At 55.3% G+C, this 21,828-nt stretch carries 18 protein-coding genes; 2 read left to right on the plus strand and 16 right to left on the minus strand.

Annotated features, from left to right (window positions below; genetic code table 11):
• Positions 1 to 285: 285 nt before the first annotated feature.
• The 15 genes from GC101_RS11480 to ggt all read right to left on the minus strand — a co-directional run bounded on the left by GC101_RS11480 (position 286) and on the right by ggt (position 19,661).
• The gene (locus GC101_RS11480) at positions 286 to 738 is read right to left on the minus strand and encodes an IDEAL domain-containing protein (protein WP_039301415.1); all 453 of its coding nucleotides are present in this window, start codon (positions 736 to 738) and stop codon (positions 286 to 288) included.
• A 345-nt stretch (positions 739 to 1,083) separates the two neighbouring features.
• Complete coding sequence (locus tag GC101_RS11485; protein WP_171717386.1) at positions 1,084 to 2,892, minus strand: adenine deaminase; 1,809 nt, start codon at positions 2,890 to 2,892, stop codon at positions 1,084 to 1,086.
• A gap of 246 nt (positions 2,893 to 3,138) precedes the next feature.
• On the minus strand, positions 3,139 to 4,371 hold the full coding sequence (locus GC101_RS11490) for a pyridoxal-phosphate-dependent aminotransferase family protein (protein WP_171717387.1): 1,233 nt from the start codon (positions 4,369 to 4,371) through the stop codon (positions 3,139 to 3,141).
• Between the two features lie 72 nt (positions 4,372 to 4,443).
• A complete protein-coding gene (locus tag GC101_RS11495; RefSeq protein ID WP_171717388.1) occupies positions 4,444 to 5,778 on the minus strand; it encodes a Zn-dependent hydrolase in 1,335 nt (444 codons plus the stop codon).
• Positions 5,742 to 7,136 (minus strand): allantoinase, encoded by a 1,395-nt coding sequence (locus GC101_RS11500; protein WP_171717389.1) that lies wholly within the window; start codon positions 7,134 to 7,136, stop codon positions 5,742 to 5,744. Before GC101_RS11500 ends, GC101_RS11495 begins: the two co-directional genes overlap by 37 nt.
• A 60-nt stretch (positions 7,137 to 7,196) precedes the next feature.
• Complete coding sequence (gene uraH, locus GC101_RS11505; RefSeq protein WP_171717390.1) at positions 7,197 to 7,574, minus strand: hydroxyisourate hydrolase; 378 nt, start codon at positions 7,572 to 7,574, stop codon at positions 7,197 to 7,199.
• Between the two features lie 239 nt (positions 7,575 to 7,813).
• On the minus strand, positions 7,814 to 8,332 hold the full coding sequence (gene uraD, locus GC101_RS11510; RefSeq protein WP_246354300.1) for a 2-oxo-4-hydroxy-4-carboxy-5-ureidoimidazoline decarboxylase: 519 nt from the start codon (positions 8,330 to 8,332) through the stop codon (positions 7,814 to 7,816).
• A 259-nt stretch (positions 8,333 to 8,591) separates the two neighbouring features.
• On the minus strand, positions 8,592 to 9,521 hold the full coding sequence (locus GC101_RS11515; RefSeq protein ID WP_039301426.1) for an ABC transporter permease: 930 nt from the start codon (positions 9,519 to 9,521) through the stop codon (positions 8,592 to 8,594).
• A gap of 30 nt (positions 9,522 to 9,551) precedes the next feature.
• Complete coding sequence (locus GC101_RS11520; protein WP_152679797.1) at positions 9,552 to 10,667, minus strand: ABC transporter permease; 1,116 nt, start codon at positions 10,665 to 10,667, stop codon at positions 9,552 to 9,554.
• Positions 10,664 to 12,196 carry an ABC transporter ATP-binding protein gene (locus GC101_RS11525; protein ID WP_171717391.1) on the minus strand — a complete coding sequence of 511 codons (1,533 nt, stop codon included), beginning with the start codon at positions 12,194 to 12,196 and terminating at the stop codon, positions 10,664 to 10,666. Before GC101_RS11525 ends, GC101_RS11520 begins: the two co-directional genes overlap by 4 nt.
• 107 nt (positions 12,197 to 12,303) lie before the next feature.
• Positions 12,304 to 13,479, minus strand: a complete 1,176-nt coding sequence (locus GC101_RS11530; protein WP_171717392.1) for a BMP family ABC transporter substrate-binding protein — start codon at positions 13,477 to 13,479, stop codon at positions 12,304 to 12,306.
• Between the two features lie 218 nt (positions 13,480 to 13,697).
• Complete coding sequence (locus GC101_RS11535; RefSeq protein WP_171717393.1) at positions 13,698 to 14,318, minus strand: NTP transferase domain-containing protein; 621 nt, start codon at positions 14,316 to 14,318, stop codon at positions 13,698 to 13,700.
• Between the two features lie 43 nt (positions 14,319 to 14,361).
• Positions 14,362 to 15,936, minus strand: coding sequence for a PucR family transcriptional regulator (locus GC101_RS11540; protein WP_171717394.1), 1,575 nt, complete (start codon positions 15,934 to 15,936; stop codon positions 14,362 to 14,364).
• A gap of 719 nt (positions 15,937 to 16,655) precedes the next feature.
• Complete coding sequence (locus GC101_RS36095; protein ID WP_171717395.1) at positions 16,656 to 18,020, minus strand: amidase family protein; 1,365 nt, start codon at positions 18,018 to 18,020, stop codon at positions 16,656 to 16,658.
• A 66-nt stretch (positions 18,021 to 18,086) separates the two neighbouring features.
• On the minus strand, positions 18,087 to 19,661 hold the full coding sequence (gene ggt, locus GC101_RS11550) for a gamma-glutamyltransferase (RefSeq protein WP_171717410.1): 1,575 nt from the start codon (positions 19,659 to 19,661) through the stop codon (positions 18,087 to 18,089).
• Positions 19,662 to 19,912: 251 nt separating this feature from the next.
• Between ggt and chrB the strand changes: the two genes are divergently transcribed.
• Both chrB and chrA read left to right on the plus strand, forming a co-directional pair.
• Positions 19,913 to 20,491, plus strand: coding sequence for a chromate efflux transporter ChrB (gene chrB, locus GC101_RS11555; RefSeq protein WP_039301445.1), 579 nt, complete (start codon positions 19,913 to 19,915; stop codon positions 20,489 to 20,491).
• The gene (gene chrA, locus GC101_RS11560; protein WP_039301448.1) at positions 20,491 to 21,030 is read left to right on the plus strand and encodes a chromate efflux transporter ChrA; all 540 of its coding nucleotides are present in this window, start codon (positions 20,491 to 20,493) and stop codon (positions 21,028 to 21,030) included. Before chrB ends, chrA begins: the two co-directional genes overlap by 1 nt.
• A gap of 46 nt (positions 21,031 to 21,076) precedes the next feature.
• Here chrA and GC101_RS11565 read toward each other — a convergent pair whose 3' ends face one another.
• A complete protein-coding gene (locus tag GC101_RS11565) occupies positions 21,077 to 21,454 on the minus strand; it encodes a PH domain-containing protein (RefSeq protein WP_039301572.1) in 378 nt (125 codons plus the stop codon).
• Between the last annotated feature and the right edge of the window lie 374 nt (positions 21,455 to 21,828).

The raw sequence follows: 21,828 nt of genomic DNA on the forward strand, positions 1-21,828 counted from the left end.
CACCCTCCGATATCTTCCGTTGATCTAATGTTAGGTTTCTTGCAAGTGTACTGCCCTACCGCCCACTTTCGGTGGAATCAGAGGGATTTATCCCTTTAATTTCACCCAACCGCCCACTTTCGGCGGAATTAGAGGGATTTATCCCTTTAAGTCCCCCCAACAAACGAATATCATCATCTCCCATACAACAGAAAAGCCGCCTGGTCCGCAGGTTGACTTCCCCTGCGGCCCGGACGGCTTTATCCTATGAATTGTATTCAGTCAGCTTATCCCTCCGCATAATATTTAAGCGGTCAGCTGTTTATATTTGGCAGTCAGTTCCTCGAACCACTGTTTATCCTGCAATGTCAACGCAAAATCAATTAATTCGGCAATCTCTCCCGGCTGCAGCTCCGGCGAATCATTGAAGCTGATTTCAGCAGTAGCGACCGCTGCCCCATCTGCCCCATCCGCAAAGTCATAAGAAAACATCAGCTTGATATCACTCTCCAGAAACTCATTCCGCAGGAAGTAGAGCACCTCGCACATCAATACAGGTCTGACATGACTGTCGAAGACACAATCCATTACTTTGGCCCAATAATGCTGGTTGCTGAGATGCAGCTTATCATTGGTCAAGAGATACTGCTCACCCTGAAAGTCGTTGACAAATCTCAGTTCCACCGGCTCCATTTTAAAAATACCGGTAATTTGCTTCTTGGTGATATTCACGATGTCCTGTGTTTCTAATCTCATCATCTCATACACCCCGTTCCTTATATTTGGACTTTCAGTATTTTTCCGCAAATACATGATTCGACAATAATTTTAACTAATTTAAAAGTATTATCGACTATTTCTCACAATTTGTTAATGTTTTTCATTAAAATTTTAAAAAAATATGTTTCTAATTGTGATGAAATGGTTAATTATATGCCCCGCACCGTATTAATGTCATTATTTTAGCACTAAAGGCTATTCTGCCAAGAGAAATCACATGCAAAAAAGGGATCCTACCCAGGCTCTGTAATGAGCGGGCAGCATCCCTTTTCGGTGATGTCTGTATGATCCGGCAAGACATTTGCCGGCTTCTGATCGCAGGATTTAGCTTACAAACAATGGAACCAGCTGAATCCCCTCTTCCGGCGAAATCCGTACCAGCCCTTTATCCGAGATCCGCAACGTCGGAATGACCGCCAGTGCAAGCAGCGACAAGGTCATAAAAGCATAATTCAGTGTGCAGCCTGCATCATACAGCGCTTTGCTGATGGCCGCAGACTGGGCTGCCGCAATCTCGAACGGCTCTGCCGACATCAGTCCGGCAATTGCCAGCGGGAACAGAGTTGTTCCGGAAGCGGTAATAACCGCAACACCGCCCTGAGCTTCAGCTACTGCACCCGCAGCTTTAGCCATGAGGTTATCATCATTGCCGATGACCAGCACATTATGGCTGTCATGGGCTACCGTCATGGCAATCGCAGCAGGCTCATGGAAGCCGATCCCCTCAACCACGCCAACCGATTTGTTGCCGGTTCCCTTATGCCGCTCCAGGACGGCGATTTTGCACAAGCCCTCCTGAACCAGCAGCCTGGACTCAGCCACCGGCAGATTGATGATCAATTCCCCGGTCTCCACATGATTCTCGATCACTTTGATGACCCGTGTGGCCAGAGTACCTTCAGCAATTGGCGCATGGATCACGAAGTCCTCCGGAGCCGGAGGCTGCAGCAGATGCACGGAAGCCAGCACTTCCTCCGGGTAGGTGTACGGACTCAGCTCAGCTGTCATGATCCCGTTCTCCGCTACGACCACTCCGGCCGCAATCGTCATGACAACATGAACATCAGCCAGATTTCCGTCCAGCAGAATGATATCTGCACAGGAGCCCGGAGTAATTGAGCCGATATCACGGGCTACCCCGAACCGTTCGGCGGTATTGATCGTTGCCATTTGAAAAGCCGTGACCGGCTTAAGGCCCTGGGAGATGGCGTGCCGCACCACAAAATCCATATGACCTTCATCCCGCAGCGATTCTGAGCTGCGGTCGTCGGTCACCAGCATCATCCGGCGCGGGTCGAGCCCATGCTCGGTGTGCGCGGTGATGGTCTTCGCCACATCATGCCAGGCGGAGCCGCGGCGCATTTTGGCATACATCCCAAGACGTACGCGTTCGATTACATCCTCCGCCGTCACACACTCATGATCGCCGGTTACTCCTGCGGCGGCATAGACCGGGAGTCTCCAGTCATCCGCCGGCCAGGTGAAATGACCGTCCACATAACAACCCGCACGCAGGGTCGCCTGAATTTCCCCGAGCATTTTCTCATCGCCGTACACCACGCCTGGGAAATTCATCACTTCGCCCAGCGCAATGACATCCTCGCCCCAGGTAAAAGCCTCGGCTACTTCCTCCGGTCCGATCGATGCGCCGGTCGTTTCGAATTCCGCCCCTGCTGAAGGTACGCAGGAGGCAACCTGCATATAAGCCGCCAGCGGAGTTTCACGCATCTCATCCAGCATCAGCTTAATGCCCTTCAGCCCGAATACATTGGCAATCTCATGGGCATCAAAGAATCCGCCGGTCGTGCCCATAGGCAGCACTGCACGGGCAAACTCAGTCACCGTCAGCTGTGTACTCTCAATGTGACAGTGCCCGTCAAGCAGACCCGGGGCAATGTATTTGCCCGCCGCATCAATGATCTGTGTCCCCTCACCGATCGTATGCGAGACATCCTTGCCAACGTAGGCAATACGTCCGCCCTGTACTGCTACAGACATACCCTCCAGAATCTCTCCGGAGCATACATTGACCAGTTTGCCGCCAGTAATCACCAGTGTCGCCGGCTGGTCGCCGCGGGCTGTAGCCACAAGTCCGGGCACGCAGTCCGCGAGTGGTTTTCTTGTATAAGTCATAATACACACTCCCTTCCGGTTAATGATTTCCTATATTTATATTCTATTTAGCAAAAACGGCCCTGACGCCCCCCACGGGTCGCAAGCCGTTGTTTGAACTACCGCCAGGAGGATAGACCTGACTGCTTATCTAAGCAGAGCTTAACGATGCTTATACAGAGGTACCTAGCTAAAATACAAGCCGTCCGGCTGCTCCGGATCGCAACTTGCGCTGCTTACCTTTCACCACTTAGCGCATTTTTAAGATTATCTTACTTTTGACTCGTATACGTCAAGTGCCGCCTGAACGCCCTGGCCGGCCGGAACGGAGAATCCGTGGCGTACAAGTGCCGCCTCCAGCGCTCCAAGCAGACGCAGCACATTATTCTCCCGGCAGCTGAAGCCCATCGTGCCGATGCGCCAGATCTGGCCTTTTAACGGACCGAACGAGCTGGCAATCTCTATCCCGAAATGGTTCAGCAGCATGGAACGCACCGCCTCCCCGTCTATTCCCTCCGGAATCAGCACACAGGTGACTACCGTCAGCTTGCTCTCAGGATCACCGTACAGCTCCAGACCCATTGCGGTCAGGCCGGCCACAAGTGCTCGCTCATGATGCTTATGACGGGCATGACGGGCTTCCAGCCCTTCTTCCAGCACCAGCCGCAGCCCCTCACGCAACGCGTACAGCATGGAGGTCATCTCCGTATGGTGATTCAGCCGCTGGGGACTCCAGTAATCCTGCAGCATGCCGAGGTCAAAGTAGTTGCTGCGGACAACCGGCAGCTCGCTTGCCTCATCGCCGCCGGTTCTAAGCCCCCTCTCCACCTGTTTGCGCTTCAGCAGCTTGGCTTCGGCACGCTCGTTATAGGTGACCGGGGACATGCCCGAAGGGACAGACAGACATTTCTGCGTTCCGCCGACCACGGCATCCAGCATCCAGGCATCCGTCTCCACAGGCACCCCTCCAATGGTTGCCACAGCGTCCACAATCAGCAGGGCATCCTGCTCACGGCAAGCCCGCCCGATCTCGGCCAGCGGCTGCACACGTCCAGTGGAGGTCTCCCCGTGGACAATCGCCACCACATCCGGCTTGAAGCTGCGGATGGCCGCGATCACATCCTCCGGCGGAAACACGCTGCCCCAGGTCTGCTCTATAGTGAACACCTCAGCACCGCAGCGCTCGGCAATCTCATGCAGCAGATGTCCAAACCGTCCGAAGACCGGAATCAGCACCCGGTCTCCCGGAGCAATCAGACTGACCATTACCGCTTCAATCCCGGAGCGTGATGTGCCGTTCACCGGATAGGCCCACTTATTGCCTGTGGCAAACAGCTCCCGGAGCATCTCCATCGTCTCGTTCATAATATCTGTAAACTCGGGATCGAATTGACCCAGTACCGGATAAGACATGGCCCGCAGCACACGCGGATCAACCTCTACCGGTCCCGGAGTCATAATACACCGCAAGGACGGCGACAAATCTTCGTAGCGCTTCATCACTCTCTCCCCTCTCGTCTCTCTGAATCTTCTGAATCTCCGGAATTCCACCCTCTTGTGAACCCCTGAGCTTCAGTTCTCTGTATAAGCCAATTTATATAAGATTGCCGTCAGTACTTCGAGTCCCGCAGCCAGCTCTTCCGGTGAAGTATATTCATCAGGAGAATGGCTGACCCCTCCCCGGCTGGGCACGAATATCATTGCCGACGGGCAGCGCGGCGCGAACAGCTGGGCATCATGCCCCGCCCCGCTGACCATGCTCCGGTACGACCGCCCCTGCTCCACACAGATTTGTTCCAGAGACAGGCATAGCTCCGTATCCATAGGTGCAGGAGTTGTAGCCAGCAGAGGCAGCACCTCCAGAATCAGACCGCGCCTGCCGGCAATCGCTGTGAACTTATCAAGCATCCCTAAGCAAAAGCGCTCCAGTGTCACGGCTTCGCTATGCCGGATATCCAGCGTGAACTGCACTTCGCCCGGAATGACATTCGGCGTCCCCGGATAGACTTCCAGCCTGCCCGTTGTTGCCACCAGCGGGTCCCCTTCTGCCACAGCGGAACGCTCCAGTGCCAGCAGCATTTCTGCGCTGCCTGCCAGCGCATCCTGCCTCAGCCCCATCGGCGTTGTTCCGGCATGATTGGCTGTGCCGCACACCTTGACCTTGTATCTCCGCTGACCGGCGATCGCCTGCACCACTCCGATCTCCTGGAACGACCGTTCCAGAATAATCCCCTGTTCAATATGCAGTTCAACGTAGGCGGCAATATCACTGCGGACCGGACTGTGTCCGAAGGCAGTGCCGCCACTCTCTGAAGTATTATAATGGCTAGCTCCGGAGGCTTCAATGCTTCCGCCCAGACCGCAGGCAGCCATCGCCGCTCCAAGCGTTACCCCTTCGCCGTCTGCACAGTTCTCACGCTCACTCCCGTCGTAGAGCCCTGTAACATTGCCGGAACCCCAGAACGTCAACGGAAAGCGGCTGCCCTCCTCCTCACAAAAGGACACCACTTCCAGAGTCCGCAGCGGCTGGCCGAAGGTCATCTGCAAGTAATGGAGTGCAGTGACGGCAGCGGCTACTCCGTAAGCACCGTCATAACGTCCGCCGTTCACCACCGTATCGATATGTGAGCCGGTTAGAATTACTTTATCCGTTACCACTGATCCGGCCAGCTTGCCGTATACATTCCCGACCTCATCCGTTCTGACCTCAAGTCCGAATCCAGACATTCTCTCCTGCAAAAAATGCTGGACACGGTACCACTCCGGCGTGTACAGCAGCCGGGTAACCCCCGGGCCGGGAGCACTGAAGGCTGCGAGTTCATCCAGCAGCTTCAGCATCTCTCCGGCCGGGACATGCCGGACCGGCAGCTTCACCGGGCCGGCTGGCGGCTGGAGAGCCGCAGCCATTCACCGCCATCCGCTGCAACAATGCCTTCTCCGGCGGTATAAACCACATTGCCGCGGGAGAGGGTTGCCGTTACCTTGCAGGATAAGGTCATACCGGCATAAGGACTATGCTTGTGGCGGTAATATAAATCCTCCGCCTGCAGGGTATAATTCGCATTCGGGTCAAGCAGCACCAGATCGGCATCCAGCCCCGGAGCGATGGAGCCTTTGCGCTGCTCCAGTCCGAAACGCCGGGCAGGCAGCTCCGACAATAGCGCAGAGATCTGAGTGACCGGCAGGCCGCGCACCTGGACACCCTCGTGGAACATCAGCTCCAGACTGCTCTGCGCCCCCGATATCCCTCCCCAGGCTTCAAAAAAAGACAAGCCGGGCGCCAGCTTCAATTCCGCCGGACAAGGGGAATGATCTGAAGCAATCAGATCCACTAGGCCCGCAGCCACCGCATGCCACAGCCGTTCCCGCTCCCCGCTGCTGCGCAGCGGCGGAGCACATTTCGCCAGCGGCCCCAGCTCCTCCATGCTGTCCTCGTTCAGAATCAGATAATGAGGGCAGGTCTCCGCTGTCACATCCAGCCCCCGCTGCTTGGCCTCGTGAATCAGCTCCAAGGCTGCGGAGGTGCTGATGTGCACGAAATGCAGCCGGCAGCCGGTCCGTTCACTATATAGGAGTGCCCGGGCAACAGCCTCTAGCTCCGCTTCGGGCGGGCGGGAGGCGGCGAAATCACGCGCAGTGCTCCGCCCCTCGCGGAGTGCAGCTGCTCCGAGCGCCGAGGTCATCTCTTCACTCTCCGCATGCAGGGCGAGAATGCCGCCGATTGCAGCGATGCGGACCATCCCCTGATACAGGGTGTCGTCATCCACTTCGCGGAACCGGCCTTCGCCTTCACCGCCGGGATTCGAGATAAACGCCTTGAAGCCGGTAACACCTGCCGCCGCCAGCTCCTCCAGGTCTTCCAGATTGCCGGGCACGAGTCCGCCCCACAACACATAATCCACCGCCGAATTCCCGGCTGCAGCTTCTGTCTTCAAGCGGAGTGCTTCTATATTTACAGTCGGCGGATTACCGTTCAGCGGCATATCCGCATAACAGGTACAGCCTCCAGCGGCAAGCGAAGCCGATCCGCTGCGGAAGCCTTCCCAATGGCCGAACGCCGGCTCATTGAAATGAACATGCATATCAATCATGCCGGGGAGCACATATTGTCCTGCTGCATCAATAATTGTAGTGGCAGGTGAGCCGTGCAGCGCTTCGCCCAGTGCAGCGATTCTGCCGTCCTTCACACCGATATCCAGCTTACGGACTTCTCCAGGGAGTACAACATCCCCATTCCTGATAATAAGCTCATAGGATTTCTCCATGAAACGGTCACCTCCGGTCTAGTGGTATTCGTAATGGTATTCGTATTTGTATCGGTACGTTTAACTGCCGCGGTATGTGCTGTATCCTCCCGGCGCAACCAGCAGCGGCACATGATAATGCTCTGACGGGTCCGCAATGTTGAAGCGGATCGGGATGTGTTCAAGGAACATGCTGCCGGTCCTGCTTGCCGCTTCACCGCCAGCACCCGCCTGAGCACTCCTGAAGTAGTCGCCGGCCATGAAGACCAGCTCGTAGCTTCCGGCCAGCAGTTCTTCCCCTGCCAGCAGGGGAGCGTCCAATCTGCCGTCACTGTTCGTGACAGCCTCACATATCAGCGCGGGCATTACCTCACCGAATCTCCATAGCTGAAGCGACATGCCCGCTGCAGGCTTCCCTAGCGACAGGTCCAGCACATGAGTCGTTAACCGCCCGCTCATGACAGGTATCCTCCAAGCCTGCATCTATTGATGCAGCGGATTTCCGATTCCGGCAGAAGCATTTCTGCGTTTTTTCCCGCATACTGACTGCTGTGCCTTTTGCTTATTTTTTTGTTCATTCTTCTCTCCATACTAAGGATTAAGCCGCTGGTTCCGGTCATGAACGACACCTCCTGCTGATTTGTTAGAAGCAAGTATGCTGTAGAGTGCGGATCGGATGAGGCCTCTTGCACTATGTCCTATTCCTCCGCCAGCAGATCCTCCAGCCGGAAGCGGGTAATCTTGCCGATCTCCTGCAGCGCCTGATCCCATTCTTCCTGCAGGCTGCGGTCCACCCGCTCACGGATGGCGTTAATGATGTCATCTTTATTTTTGCCGCGCACAGCCAGAATGAACGGGAACTGGAATTTCCCGGTATAGGCGGCATTCAGCTCCGTAAGCTGCTTGAATTCCTCCGGCGTCAGCCGGTCCAGACCGGCCCCCTGCTGCTCTGCCGCCGATAGCGGAGTGACCTGCAGCCTTGTTGCCAGATCAGGGTGGGCTCTAAGCAGCGCAAGTACCTGGCTACGATCCGCCTTCCGCGCCGTTTCCACCATAGTGTCATGCAGCTGCTGCACGGATTCAAACGGACGCTCGCTATAGGCACCTTCTGCAACCCAGGGCGAATGTTCGAATATACCTCCAAGGCTCTCTACAAATTCCGGTTGCCCCATGCTGTTGATCTGTTCCAGTGTCACAATATCCGCAGGTGTATTCAATGGCTCATCCTCCATCCATCTAATTTGCATAGTTTAAATTCAAACATTCTTTAGGGTAAAAAAAGCCCATTTCCGCATTCAAGCCATCTACTTAGCCATCAGCACCTGAAGTACCGATCTCTCAGTGATTTAAGATGTTCGAACTGCATGAAATGGACCATACCTGTGTTACTCCATAAATCCGCGTGATAGTTATAGTACTTCCTGCTCGCGTAAACTTACTATCTTATATTGTACCTTCTATGCAGCATTCAGCAACTCAGAACCGCTGTTCACGGACATAAGGGGTTCCCAGCGATTCCGGCGTGCCGGAAGGCTTGTTGCGGTTGCGGTATCCCAGATACATCAGGACGAGAATCGTAACGACATAAGGAATCATTTTGAGGAAATAAGACGGTACCACACTGCCCAGCAGCTGTATCCGGAAGCCCAGGGAATCGAGTGCCCCGAAGAAATATGCGCAGAAGAGCGCACGCAGCGGATTCCATCTGGCAAAAATCACCAGCCCGACGGCGATCCAGCCCCGGCCGGCCGTAAGGCCTTCATTCCAGGTCGGTGCATAGGCCAGCACCATGTCTGCCCCGGCAAGACCAATCAGCGCAGCTCCGGCTGTAACGTAGCTATAGCGGATCAGCTGTACACGGATGCCCATGACGTCCGCTGTAGCCGGATTGTCTCCGACTGCCCGCAGATGCAGGCCCCATGAGGTATGGTGGATCAGCAGATGCAGCACCAGCACAAGCAGCAGGCTGAACCAGGTCAGATAATCCATCCGGCCAAAAATATCCCCGATCACCGGAACCGACTTCAACGCCCCCAGATCCAGCTTGGGTGAAGTGCCCGGAAGCGGAATACCGCTGATAGACTTGCCGAGATAGGCGCTGAGTCCGCTGCCGAACAGCGTCATGGCAAGACCTGACATTGTCTGGTTCGCCCGGAGGGTAACTGTAAGGAAGGAATGTACCATACCCAGAAGCGCAGTAATGGCCACAGCTGCGAGCAGGGCAAGGATCAGATTCCCGCTGCGGATGTAGACGATACAGGTCGTCACCGCCCCCATCAGCATCAGCCCTTCCGCACCGAGCTGAATGATTCCAGCCCGTTCGGTCAGAATGCCTCCCAGTGTAGCCAGCAGCAGCGGTGTTCCGGCGGATATGGCGGCTATTAATAACTGTGTAGTGAAATCCATGGGTAAACTCCCTTCTCTAAGCGAATGCTGTTATGCGCTCCGGCGGATGCGGAAACGGTGAATCATGTCGCCGGCAATCAGGAAGAACAGGATCGCACCCTGCAGCATTTCCGATATGGACGAAGGCAGTCCGATGGTCTGTACACTATAGCCGCCGACGATCAGTCCGCCGAACAGAATGGAGGTGACAATAAGACCCAGCGGGTTCAGCTTGGCAAGCCAAGCCACAATGATTGCCGTATAGCCATAACCGGGTGATATCCCCTGCATCAGCTTATGTGTAACCCCCGAGACCTCAGCCATGCCGGCAATACCGGCCAGGCCGCCGCTGATCAGCATGACGATAATGATATGCTTCTTGATATGAATCCCCGCGTAGCGGGCAGCTGTTGGGTTGGCACCGATCAGGCGCAGCTCATAACCCCAGCGGGTGAATTTGATCATCAGATAATAGATAAGGACGGCCACCAGCCCGAAGATCAGCCCGATATGCAGCCGCGTGCTTCCCAGGACCGGCAGCGACTGTGCAGCGGTGAACATAGGTGAACCCGGGAAGTTGAAGCCCTTCGGGTCCTTCCACGGTCCGAAGACCACATAGTCCAGAGCCAGCAGAGCCACATAGTTCAGCATCAGCGACGTAATCAGCTCGTTGACACCGAAATGCGTCCGCGGAACGGCGGTCATCAGACCCCACAATGCCCCGGCCGCCGTACCGAAGACCAGCATCAGTGTGATTGACCAGAACGAAGACAGATCAGGGAAATAAATCGTTACCGCTGTAGCCGCCATAGCACCTACAGTCAGCTGGCCTTCCGCCCCGATATTCCAGACGGAAATCCGGTAAGCCACCGCGATACCAAGTCCGCATAGCAATAGCGGAATGGCTTTTACCATGGTTTCTGTGAAGCCGTAGGAGGTTCCGAAGGCTCCGCGGAACATTTTTTCGTATACCACAAGCGGGCTCATGCCATTGGCGGCAATGAACACCGCACAGAGCAGCAGCGCCAGAATAACTGACAGAACAGGCGTCCACCACGGTGAACGGGTACGGCTTGAATCGTATTCCAGCCTGAGGGAGTACCATTTCCCGCTTTTCCCCGGTGAGGGCTCCAGCACTGCAGTATTGCTTCCAGTATTCGGACTCATACGGCGCTCCCCTCCATGTTCCGGATTCCGGCCATCATCAGTCCGATTTGTTCCCGGTCCGCATGCTCATGATCGCTTTCACCTATAATTGAACCGTTGTATATGACCAGAATGCGGTCAGACAATTGCAGCAGCTCATCGAGATCCTCAGAGATCAGCAGCACGCCGCTGCCGGAGCTCCGCAGCTCCATCAGCAGCTCGTGGACACCGGCTGTAGCGCCGACATCCAGCCCCTGGGTCGGATGAACGGCAACCATCAGCTTCGGCTGGTGGCTGACCTCGCGGGCGAACAGCAGCTTCTGCTGGTTTCCGCCTGACATCTGCTGCACCGGTGTATCCAGCTCCGGTGTCTTCACATTGAAGCGGCGGACCAGCTCCTGTGACCAGGAACGGTTCTTCGCAGCCTTCAGGAAGCCGAATTTCGAATGCTCATTACTGCGGTAAGACTTGAACAGCAGATTATCAACGGAGCCCAGGCGTCCGGCCAGTCCGCTCTTCATCCGGTTCTCCGGCACATGCGAGATTCCCGAATCGATGGCGCCTCTTACCGAGGCTGTTTTTACAGGACTGCCGTCAAAAATAATCTCGCCCGTCTTCCACGTTCTAAGCCCGGTCAGCACCTCGGCCAGCTCCTTCTGCCCGTTGCCGGCCACACCGGCCACCCCTACGATCTCGCCTTCACGTACGGTGAGCGACAGGGCATCGAGCGCCTTGCGCCCATGATCGGCAGCAACATCCAGCTCCTTAACAACCAGCAGGGGTTCACCTGCAGTAGCCTCGCGCTCCTGACGGCTGATCGTGACTTCTCTGCCCACCATCAGCCGGGCCAGCTCCAGCTCATCCGTCTTGGCCGTCTCCAGAGTAGCAATCATTTTCCCTTTGCGCATCACCGAGATCCGGTCGGAGGAAGCCATGACTTCCTTCATTTTATGGGTCGTCATGATTACCGTCTTCCCCGTCTGCTTCATCACCTTGAGGGTTTCAAACAGCTGCTCCGCCTCTCCCGGTGTCAGCACCGAGGTCGGCTCATCGAGAATAATAATATCTGCACCGCGGTACAGGGTTTTGACGATTTCAACACGCTGCTGTTCACCGACAGACAATTGCCAGATCGGCCGGTCAACCGGAAATTTGAGGCCAAACCGTTCTCCGAGCGCCTCAATCTCTTCATGTTTATGCTTGATCCACTTGCTGCCACGCCAGAAAGACGACTTTTCGCCAAGCACGATGTTCTCCGCTGCCGTGAGACTTTGCACCAGTCTGAAGTTCTGAAATACCATGCCTACCCCGAGGAGTGCCGCATCTTTCGGAGAACGGATTTTGGCTGGTTTGCCGTGAATGAGGATCTCCCCCGCATCCGCCCTGTACACACCTGACAGCATACTCATGACTGTGCTTTTTCCTGCTCCGTTCTCACCAAGCAGCGCGTGAATCTCACCCGCATTTGCCGAAAAATCGACTTGATCGCTGGCCGTTACAGAACCGAACTTCTTCACTATCCCGCGCATTTCAACCGAATGGTCCTGCATTGTGGGAAGCTCCTTTCCTTTATAGTTGTAGTACGGGTGGGGAAGATTCCGACATACGGAACCCGCCCCACCCATAAGGCCGTGCTGTATTCAATTCAAAGCTGCTGTTATTGCGGGATGGTACCTTCTACACCCTTAACCAGCCAGTTCATGGAAAGCACTTCTTCAAGCGTCAGCTTTTGGCCGTCTTGAACCACTACATTTCCTTTGTTGTCCGAGATCGGGCCGGTGAATACATCCAGCTCTCCGCTGATGATTTTGGCTTTGGCATCTTCCACCAGTTGCTTCACATCATCCGGAACCTTGTTGCCGAACGGTGCAAGCTCAACCATACCATCGGCCATATCGCCGGAGTACTGCTCGCTCTTCCAGGTTCCATCCATAACGGATTGAACGGCTTTTACGTAATAAGGGCCCCAGTTCCATACAGGGTTAGTCAAATAGTTGTCCGGTGCATATTTGCTCATGTCAGAGTCATTTCCTCCGGCAAAAGCTCCGCGTTCTGCAGCAGCCTGCAGCGTAGCCGGTGAATCCTGGTAAGCCAGTAGAACATCTGCGCCTTTATCCAGCAGGCTGATTGCCGCCTGACGTTCAGTAGCAGGGTCATACCAGGTGTTGGTCCATACTACATCCACTTTGACATCAGGGTTTACACTTTGTGCTCCCAGGGTAAAAGCATTTAGGTTATAAATAACTTCGCTGATCGGGAAGGCTCCAACATAACCAAGATGATTCTTCGTTGTCATTTTGCCTGCCGCGATACCGGACAGATAACTTGCCTGATAGTTTTTGCCGAAGTAAGTACCCATGTTATCGGCTGTTTTGTAACCGGAGGCATGAAGGAACTTCACGTTAGGGAATTTACCGGCTACGTTCAAGGTGAAATCCATATATCCGAAGCTTGTGGTGAAGACAATGTCATGGTTCTGGGCAAGTTCAGTGATGATGCGTTCAGCATCGGCGCTTTCCGGTACATTTTCCACGAAATCGGCTTTGATGCCCAGTTCCTTCTCCATGTACAAACGGCCTTGATCATGCTGATACGTATATCCGCCGTCACCCGGAGGCCCGATGTAGACAAAAGCAACCGTCGGCTTCTCTGCTGCCGGCTCTGTTGTTGCTGCTGCCTCAGTGGCTGCTGCCGCATTCGTTGCCGCAGGCGCCTCAGTGGCCGCCCCATTCGTATTCGACGCCGTATTGTTGTTGCCGCACCCCGTCAGAACCACCGCTAACAGGAACATGGTTACCAGGCTGAATTTAAATCCCTGACCCCTTCTTTTCATAATTCTCCTCCTCCAGGATATCTCTCATAATGGCTCCAGCCATTAATGTATCTCTACTATACTGAGACACAGCAGTTACGTAAATTTATATAACATAGCTTTGTGTCATTTTATAAGAATCGCTGTCGTTTTTGTGTTTTGTGCACTAGAATACCTTGAATTATGCTTAAAATATGTGATATTTCCTAACATAATTTTGGAAAATAGCGATTTCGCTGTCAGTTGTCCCTTGGCACACTCCATTCCCTGCGAAGCTCCCCAAAACTGACCGGCAGCTCCGCATCCGTGAAATTCCGTTCGGAATCACTCTGCAGCATCATTCCCTTGTAGCCGGAAGATTGAAAAATAGCCGATAACCCCCTATCGCTGTCCAGTGCCTGAAGCTCCGGAAACACAGATTTTGCGAACAACACAGGGGGATTCACCACACCTTCATTTATGCTTGCCACATAGTCGAGTCCGGGATTCTGCACAAAGGCATCCGTCAGCCGGTTCACCAGCGCCGCAGGAATAAACGGCTGATCCGCCTGAGCGATGACAACGGCATCAGGCTGTAGCGATGAAATGGCATTCAGGCCGCAACGGAGAGAGAAGGACAGCCCTAAATGAGCCGTCAGGCAGGTCTCCGTACGCCTGCTACTCCGGGAACTGCCGGGAGGCATCCATTTCAGAGGATCATCTGCCCGGACCACCACAATCAGCGGATCAAGACCGCACCGCTCCAGCTCACTTAGCGTGGCTGCTCCAACCGTTATTCCATCCGGCTGCTTCAGAGAACCACTCCCGGCAACTGCTTCCTTGCTCCGGCTTGCCGCCAGATAGATTCCGGCTACTTTCAAGTGCACTCCACTCCTTCCGTTAATTTGCAGAGGTATACTGCAGCTATTCACGTTCCAGCATTCTGCGGAACAGGAATACCAGCTTCAGCCTCATGAGATCATTGATTTTTTTGAAATCGACATCCAGCAGCTCACTAAGCTTCTCAATCCGGTAAGTGGCGGTATTGCGGTGGATAAACAGCTTCTTCGCAGTTTCATTCACATGGCCGTCATTATCCAGATAGACCTCCAGCGTATGGAGCATTTCCTTGACGTATTCCGGTTCACGGCTGAGCAGACCGCGCAGACTGCCGCTGCAGTATCTCTCCATCGTCTCCGCCGGGATCTGGTTCAGCAACAGATGGAGCTCAAGCTGCCGGTAATGCACCACATTTCCGTGTGCCCCCCACTGCTGGACCACCCCCATACATTCCTTAATCTCGGCAAAAGCTTCCTTCAGCCCTTCCGGCTTCACCTTCACCCCGCTGACGGCAGCCCGCGGATAATAGCCTTTATCAAACTTCAGATTGTGAAAACATTCATTAATCAGCTCCCGGAACTGCTCCGGGGCTAGCGGGCCTGCCGGATAGAGGGAGAGCAATCCCTCTTCCATTATCAAATGAACCGCCTGCAGCCCATGCAGCACCGGATGCTCCAGATATTCCTCCTTCAGCCGCAGCAGCTCCGCCTGCCTTGCTTCCCCAGCAGCGGCTACGTCGGTCAGCAGAAGCTGGAACGGGGCTTGCAGCAGCTGGACATCCAGCTTAAGCGCCGCCTGGGACAGCTCCGCACACGACAGCCCGCCGTTCAGACAACGCCGCAGCAGCCCGCTGAATTCCCGGTGCTCGGCATGCTCGAAATAATCCTCAAACCCGGAATGGATATGATACGAAATAAGTTCAGCACCCTGGATGAACAGGCTTTCCTCGACCGGCAGCAGCAACGGATCAATCCTGCAGTACAGAAGATAACCCGAGCATTTCTCGCCTTGCATCAGAGGAATCCGGTATCCCGAGCATTCACCCATGCGGAAGCGCTGATTCCGGTTCTGCCAGGGCCAGCCCTCCAGCAGCTGGCTGTCGGAATAACCGGAGTTATTGAAGACCGTAGCACCCCGGACGCTGATCACCGCCAGCGGATAGCCGATAACCTCAGAGACCGATTCGAGCAGCGGACGGCTGCGCCCGGAACGCAGGGCGAAGCGCATGAGCTTGCGCTGCTTCTCCATAATGCCCTGCAGCACACTTGTGCTGCGCGAGAGTTCGGCGCGGAACAAGCCGTTCATCTGATCGGAGAAGGTGAACTGGAACGGCAGCTCAATCAGCGGGAAATTCAGCGTTTCCGCTTCGGCAATCAGCTTCTCCGGCACCGCATCCCAGAAGCGGCCCAGCTTGATGCCAAGACCCGCCGATCCGCGGCGGTTCAGCGTCTGCAGCAATGCCGAGGCATCCTCGAGACTGTCTTTGATCAGATAGGCGGTAGTCAGCAGCATTTCCCCTTCTTTGATCCAATCCGAGATATCCGGGGCATCCATCACGTTGATGGATTTGACAATCCTGTGTTTCCCTTTGGAGCCTGCAATGAGTTTCGCTTCAGATAAAGGATAAATGGACAACGCTTCTTCAACCGTAAGATGCATGCCATCCCTCCTTCTATAGGTTCATCTTCTTTAGTTCTTCTTTATGTTACTTTATGTAACATTATAGATAAAATGACCCTTCATGGAAAGAGGAAAGTGAAAATATAAACCACCAATGTCATGTAATATCACGTAAGTCACAGAATTTTAACGTTTGGGTTGCTGGAGGAAAATTAAATCATTACTTATTGTCAATCTAGTAAATCCTCAAGCACAGGTTTTAATCTGATGTACAAAACAGAAAAAGCCCTGTTTCTCCTCATCGGGAGAACCAGGGCTTGCTGTATGCAGTGCGATGTTAAGATGGATAATTAGCTGCTGTACGCAGCAGCTGGCGTCCTTCAGGACGATCCGGCGGCAATAAGCGCCGGTTTGGCAAATCCGCTGAGGGGGATCAACCGGTAGCCGTGAAGCGTTCCGGACTGGAGGGCCCTTATTGGGGCGAATTATAGCCTTCCACAGGTTATGAGGACTCAGATTCCGTTAATAAGCTCATTTCCCCTCATTCCCGGCTTCATTGAACAAGATAACGGCTCCTGAGTCCGCAACCGGCAGAATAACAGGTTTTTGGGCAAAATAGGGACTTCTGAGTCCGTTCCATTCTGCGGCTGCCCGTTTGCTTAAGTTTCGTCCACATGGTCAGCACATTCTTCTTATTCCTCTATTACTCTATTAATCTCTTACTCTCTTACTCTCTTACTCTCCCAGTACTCAGAGTATCACCGCTCCCATACCTCCTGCACCCATGACAGGAGTTCGAGATCCTGCCCATACCCGCCGATAATGGACAGTCCAAGCGGCAGTCCGCCGGGTCCCGCCACCGGCAGCGTAACCTGCGGCAGCCCGGCCAGGCCGGCAATGCAGCTGAGCATCATGGCGCCGCTGCGGTTCAGCTCCAGCTGCGCGGGATCTCCGCCACGCTGCGGCGCCGGTCCGGGCACGGTCGGAATGACGAGGCAGCCGTCATTCCCGAGCAGCCCCCGCAGCCGCTCCGCGAACCCCCTCTGCAAGGAGCGGGCCGCGCTGTGGTCCGCTCCGGCCAGCCCCGCCGCCCAAGTGAACCGGGCGGCAATATCCGGTCCGAAGACCGGCCGCTCCCGCTCAATCCACACGCCATGCGTTGCCCATATCTCGGCGCCCTGAAGTTCACGGAAGACATCCATCCATGTCTTCAAGCCTTCCGGGGCAATCTCCATTTCGGCAGTCTGCAATGCGGAACCTGTCTGAAGCCTATTCAGTCCCAGCTTCAGATATTTGCCGCACTCCTGACCGGCTAATGACCAGCATTCCGGCGGGATGAACATCCGGGACAGCCTGTGCGCATTGGTTTGCTTGCCAGTTTGCTTGCCAGTTTGCTTGCCGGTTTGCTTGCCGGTTTGCGTACCGCTTGGCTTAATGTTGTGCGGCTTGGCTTTATCGTTCCTCATACCGTTCCTCATATCGGCTGGCTCACCGTTTTGAGCATCCGTTTGCTTGTCCTTTTGAATCTCACCCGGCCGATCCGTCACCCTCACGGGCTGTCCCAAGAGCACCTCGCCAGCCTTCAGCAGCAGCTCCGCGCTGCCTGCAATCCAGCCTACCGTATCAAACCCCGGGGCCAGCGGGATTACACCCTCTATATCAACCGCTCCATGCGTTGGACGAAAGCCGTATACACCGCAATAGGCAGAAGGGACGCGGACAGAGCCTCCGGTATCTGTGCCTAAGGCAAAATCCACACTGCCGGAGGCCACCGCTACCGCGGAGCCGCTGGACGAGCCACCGGGAATCAGGCCCTCCCCGTGCGGATTCACCGGGGTGCCATAATGATAATTCTCGCCGCCCAGGCTGTACATCAGCTCATCCGTATGGGCTGCCCCGCGCAGCGCAGCTCCGGCTTGCAGCAGCCTGCTCACAGCCGGGGCATGGGCAGCCGCCGGTTCATGGGTGCGCAGCCAGTCCGGGTTGCCGGCGGATGAACGGTGTCCGGCTACCGCGAATACATCTTTAACGGTGAAGCTTAAGCCATGCAGAGTTCCGTGTCCGCTGCCGGGAACCGCAAGCTCCGGAACTCTGAACGCACCGTGATGATTATGTAGAGCCATGCTGTTCCCACCTTTCTTCCCGGACGGACCGGGTACCTCTGTTTCTTTACAGCTACCGTTAATCCGCTACCAGCCGATGGCTGAACCGTCACAACGCGGGTCCGTACCGCCGCTGCGGTAGCCGTTGCCGTCAATCGAAATGGCGTGGGCATGGCCCATAACGCCATCATAGCTTCCGACCGCACGGACCAGATGCCCCGCTTCTGCCAATTCTGCCTGCACGCCTGCTGCCACCCGGCTCTCTAACTTCAGCTCCTGGGTAGGCTCCCCCCAGGTTCTGCCCCAGACGAAGCGGGGTTCATTCACTGCCGTCTGCGGGTCCATGCCGTAATGAAGCATCCGGGTCAGCAGCAGCGTCTGGGTCTGCGGCTGACCTTCGCCGCCCTGCGTGCCATACAGATAGGCGGGCTTGCCGTCCCGGCAGGCCATCGCCGGCATCAGCGTATGGAACGTGCGCTTATGCGGCTCCAGCGTATTAATATGGCCGGGATCAAGCGAGAAGAATGAGCCTCTGTTCTGCAGCAGAATCCCCGTATCTCCGGCCACAACCCCGGAGCCGAATTCGAAATACAGGCTCTGGATGAACGAAACCGCGTTGCCTTCCCCGTCCACGACCGCAGCATAGGCCGTATCCCGGCCGACCGGCTCACTGCCGATAGCCAGCGCCTGCTGCGGGGAGATGGATGCCGCCAGCTGTGCTGCATACCCCTTATCCAGCAGCTGATCCAGCGGAATCCTGCTGAAGGCCGGATCGGTCAGCACCCGGTCCCGGTCGCGGAAGCTCAGCTTCAGCGCCTCCGCCAGCAGATGATAATATTCATACGAGCCGTGCCCGATGTCGGCAAAGTTATAACGCTCCAGTATATTGAGTGCCATAAGCGCTGTGAAGCCCTGCGAGTTGGGCGGAACCTGATAGACCCTGTGCCCGTGGTAGTCCGTAGACAGCGGCTCTTCCCAGTTCCCCCGGTGATCGGCGAAATCATCCCGGGTGAGATATCCGCCCGACGCCTGCATATACTCACTTATCTCTTCCGCGATCTTTCCCTTATAAAAAGCATCCCGGCCTCCGGCGGCCAAGGCCCGCAGCGTCCCGGCCAGCTGCCGCTGCACAAACCTCCCGCCCGCCGCCGGAATCCGGCCGCCGGGAAGATAGATCGCCGCTGCCTCAGGAGACAGCGCGGCTCCGGCCAGAACGCTGCCACCGTGCTGGTCCGGTGACAGCGGAAATCCATCGGTGCAGTAGCCGATTGCCGGCTCCAGCACCTCAGCCAGGGTCAGCCGTCCATACTCACGCTGGACGGCCTCCCAGCTGTCCGCCATTCCGGGTACCGTAATGGCGCTGCGCACACCCCGCCGCGGGATGGCCATCTCCCCCGCGTAACAGTCCCTGCGGACGGCGTAGCCGGATCGTCCGCTGCCGTTGTAGGCCCGGACGCGCCCTTCACCGGCGCTGTAGCCCAGCCAGAAGGCGTCGCCGCCGAGCCCGGTCATATGCGGATAGACTACAGCCAGCGCAGCGCTGACTGCAACCGCCGCATCATAGGCGTTGCCGCCTTTGACCAGCATCCGCGCTCCGGCGGCGGATGCCAGATAATGGGGACTGACCACCATCGTTTTCGTGCCGATTACAGGTCCTGTCATCAAGCTGACCATCTCCCATCCCGGTGTCGTTCAAGTTAGTGTCATTTAACAGTACGCCCGAAACCTTTGTCAATCGGTTCCGGGAAACCGTAAATTCACGCTGTTATTTTTGTGAGCCATGCACAAACTTTACGTCCATAAGAGCCTGTAATATAGAACCGGGCATATGAATTGTATAGAATAAGCTGATCAAGCGGCCAAGCACCATTCCGCGCTGCGGAATCCACTTACGAAATGGGGCCTATCCTCTAATGAAAACCACTGGTAACGAATACATCCAGATTGCTATGGCCATGTCCAGAACAGGCATCCTCGGCTATGGCGGCGGACCGTCCGTCATCCCGCTGATCCGGCATGATGCCGTAACCCGCTATGGCTGGCTGAGCGATGAGGAGTTCGGCGAGACACTTGCCATTGCCAATGCGCTGCCGGGTCCGATCGCCACCAAAATGGCCGCTTACCTCGGCTATAAGCTAAAAGGCGTCCGGGGAGCCATCCTCTCTGTGCTGGCACATATCTTTCCCAGCGGAATTGCGATGATCGCGTTGTTATCCGCCGTAAATTACTTAAGCGGTTCCAAGGTTGTAGCCGGAATGATCGCTGCGGTTTCCCCTGTGATTGCGGTTATGCTGGGAATGATGGCTTATGAGTTTGCCCGGAAGGCTTTTAAGGGCCTTGGCGTAATGATTGGGGCTGGCTTCCTGCTGCTTGCCCTGGTGCTGCTTGAAGTGCTGCATCTGCATCCGGCCATAGTCATCGTGCTATACCTCGGCTATGGAACGGTCCATTACCGGATACTCGCGAAACAGAACAAAGGGGGAACCGCCTAATGGAATGGCTCAAGCTGATCTACGGGTTTTTCATGGCTAATCTGCTCGGCTATGGCGGCGGCCCCTCCTCCATTCCGCTAATGTACGAAGAGATCGTGCCGCATTACGGCTGGCTGACTGATGAAGAATTCTCCAATATGCTGGCGCTCGGCAATGCGCTGCCCGGACCGATTGCCACCAAAATCGCTGCTTATGTAGGCTACGATGTCTACGGCTGGCCCGGACTGGCCGCTGCACTGCTGGCGACGATTGTCCCCTCCGCTGCTGCGCTGATCATCCTGCTGAACGTGATGCAGAAATACAAGCAGTCGCCTGTCGTCAAAGGCATGACGCTGCTTGTCCAGCCGGTTATCGCCATTATGATGGTTGTGCTTACCTTCAAAATGGCCAAAGGCCCGGCAGACTCCATCGGCATCTGGCAGACCCTGATCATTGCCGCAATAGCCTTCTGGGCACTGAAGCACTTAAAACTCCACCCCGCGCTGGTTATTCTCGCTGCTTTTGCCTATGGAGGGCTGGTTCTTCAGTACACGGTCTAGCCGGCCCTCACGTTCCCCTGGCTGATAACCTTCTCCGGGACCACGCTCACTTCAGAATATATTGCGACAGCACCGCCTGCACCTCATAGATATTGACGGACTTGTTGAAGGTTTTCTTCAGCGGCACCGCCGCACCGGACACATAGAGGCACAGCTCCGCATCGAGATCGAAATGCCCTGCCGTTTCCACCGAGTAATGGGTGATGCTTTTGTAGGGAATCGAATGATATTCCGTTTTCTTGCCGGTCACCCCCTGCTTATCTACGAGGATCAGACGTTTGTCCGTAAAAATAAACATATCCCGGATCAGCTTGTAGGCGCGTTCGATCGTTTCCTGCGGGGCCAGAATCTGCGCATATTCCCGCTTCACATCTTCCAGCGGGACCTGGGAAGCATTGCCCAGCAATCCGTTAAAAATCGCCATCATAATCCCCTTTTCCTATAATAGATTGGCAGCAATTCCTCCTCCGCCATAGTCCATACTACTTGCGGATTTATGGATTTATACCAGAGTAAGGGGATTTCCCTCTTGCTTATTCCCGGCTTATTGGTTAAAATGACTTTAAATTTAGAAGAAGGAGGTGTAGGAGAATGGATCACAATCGGACCAATAGTGTTAGCAGCCGGCTGATTAATATTATGGCTGGTATCGTTCATGTAAATGCCCTGGACGGGAGAAGTCTGTCCATTTACACGAACTTAATAACACTACAACATTGTGAAATGCCTTTCTCGCCTACACTTCAACGGATCTCATAAACCGGAGAATACTCAGGCCGCGGGGAAATTTCCCTGCGG

Source organism: Paenibacillus phytohabitans, from assembly GCF_013141775.1.
In the GTDB taxonomy this organism is placed as follows: domain Bacteria; phylum Bacillota; class Bacilli; order Paenibacillales; family Paenibacillaceae; genus Paenibacillus_AQ; species Paenibacillus_AQ phytohabitans.

Excerpts from the sequence above, each read along its gene's own strand:
- GC101_RS11490 (WP_171717387.1), bottom strand. The coding sequence starts at position 4,371 with ATGAAGCGCTACGAAGATTTGTCGCCGTCCTTGCGGTGTATTATGACT.
- chrB (WP_039301445.1), top strand. The coding sequence starts at position 19,913 with ATGAAAACCACTGGTAACGAATACATCCAGATTGCTATGGCCATGTCC.
- GC101_RS11530 (WP_171717392.1), bottom strand. The coding sequence starts at position 13,479 with ATGAAAAGAAGGGGTCAGGGATTTAAATTCAGCCTGGTAACCATGTTC.
- GC101_RS11520 (WP_152679797.1), bottom strand. The coding sequence starts at position 10,667 with ATGAGTCCGAATACTGGAAGCAATACTGCAGTGCTGGAGCCCTCACCG.
- GC101_RS11525 (WP_171717391.1), bottom strand. The coding sequence starts at position 12,196 with ATGCAGGACCATTCGGTTGAAATGCGCGGGATAGTGAAGAAGTTCGGT.
- GC101_RS11480 (WP_039301415.1), bottom strand. The coding sequence starts at position 738 with ATGATGAGATTAGAAACACAGGACATCGTGAATATCACCAAGAAGCAA.
- GC101_RS11500 (WP_171717389.1), bottom strand. The coding sequence starts at position 7,136 with ATGGAGAAATCCTATGAGCTTATTATCAGGAATGGGGATGTTGTACTC.
- chrA (WP_039301448.1), top strand. The coding sequence starts at position 20,491 with ATGGAATGGCTCAAGCTGATCTACGGGTTTTTCATGGCTAATCTGCTC.
- uraH (WP_171717390.1), bottom strand. The coding sequence starts at position 7,574 with ATGAGCGGGCGGTTAACGACTCATGTGCTGGACCTGTCGCTAGGGAAG.
- GC101_RS36095 (WP_171717395.1), bottom strand. The coding sequence starts at position 18,020 with ATGGCTCTACATAATCATCACGGTGCGTTCAGAGTTCCGGAGCTTGCG.
- GC101_RS11485 (WP_171717386.1), bottom strand. The coding sequence starts at position 2,892 with ATGACTTATACAAGAAAACCACTCGCGGACTGCGTGCCCGGACTTGTG.
- GC101_RS11495 (WP_171717388.1), bottom strand. The coding sequence starts at position 5,778 with ATGGCTGCGGCTCTCCAGCCGCCAGCCGGCCCGGTGAAGCTGCCGGTC.
- GC101_RS11540 (WP_171717394.1), bottom strand. The coding sequence starts at position 15,936 with ATGCATCTTACGGTTGAAGAAGCGTTGTCCATTTATCCTTTATCTGAA.
- GC101_RS11515 (WP_039301426.1), bottom strand. The coding sequence starts at position 9,521 with ATGGATTTCACTACACAGTTATTAATAGCCGCCATATCCGCCGGAACA.
- ggt (WP_171717410.1), bottom strand. The coding sequence starts at position 19,661 with ATGACAGGACCTGTAATCGGCACGAAAACGATGGTGGTCAGTCCCCAT.
- GC101_RS11565 (WP_039301572.1), bottom strand. The coding sequence starts at position 21,454 with ATGGCGATTTTTAACGGATTGCTGGGCAATGCTTCCCAGGTCCCGCTG.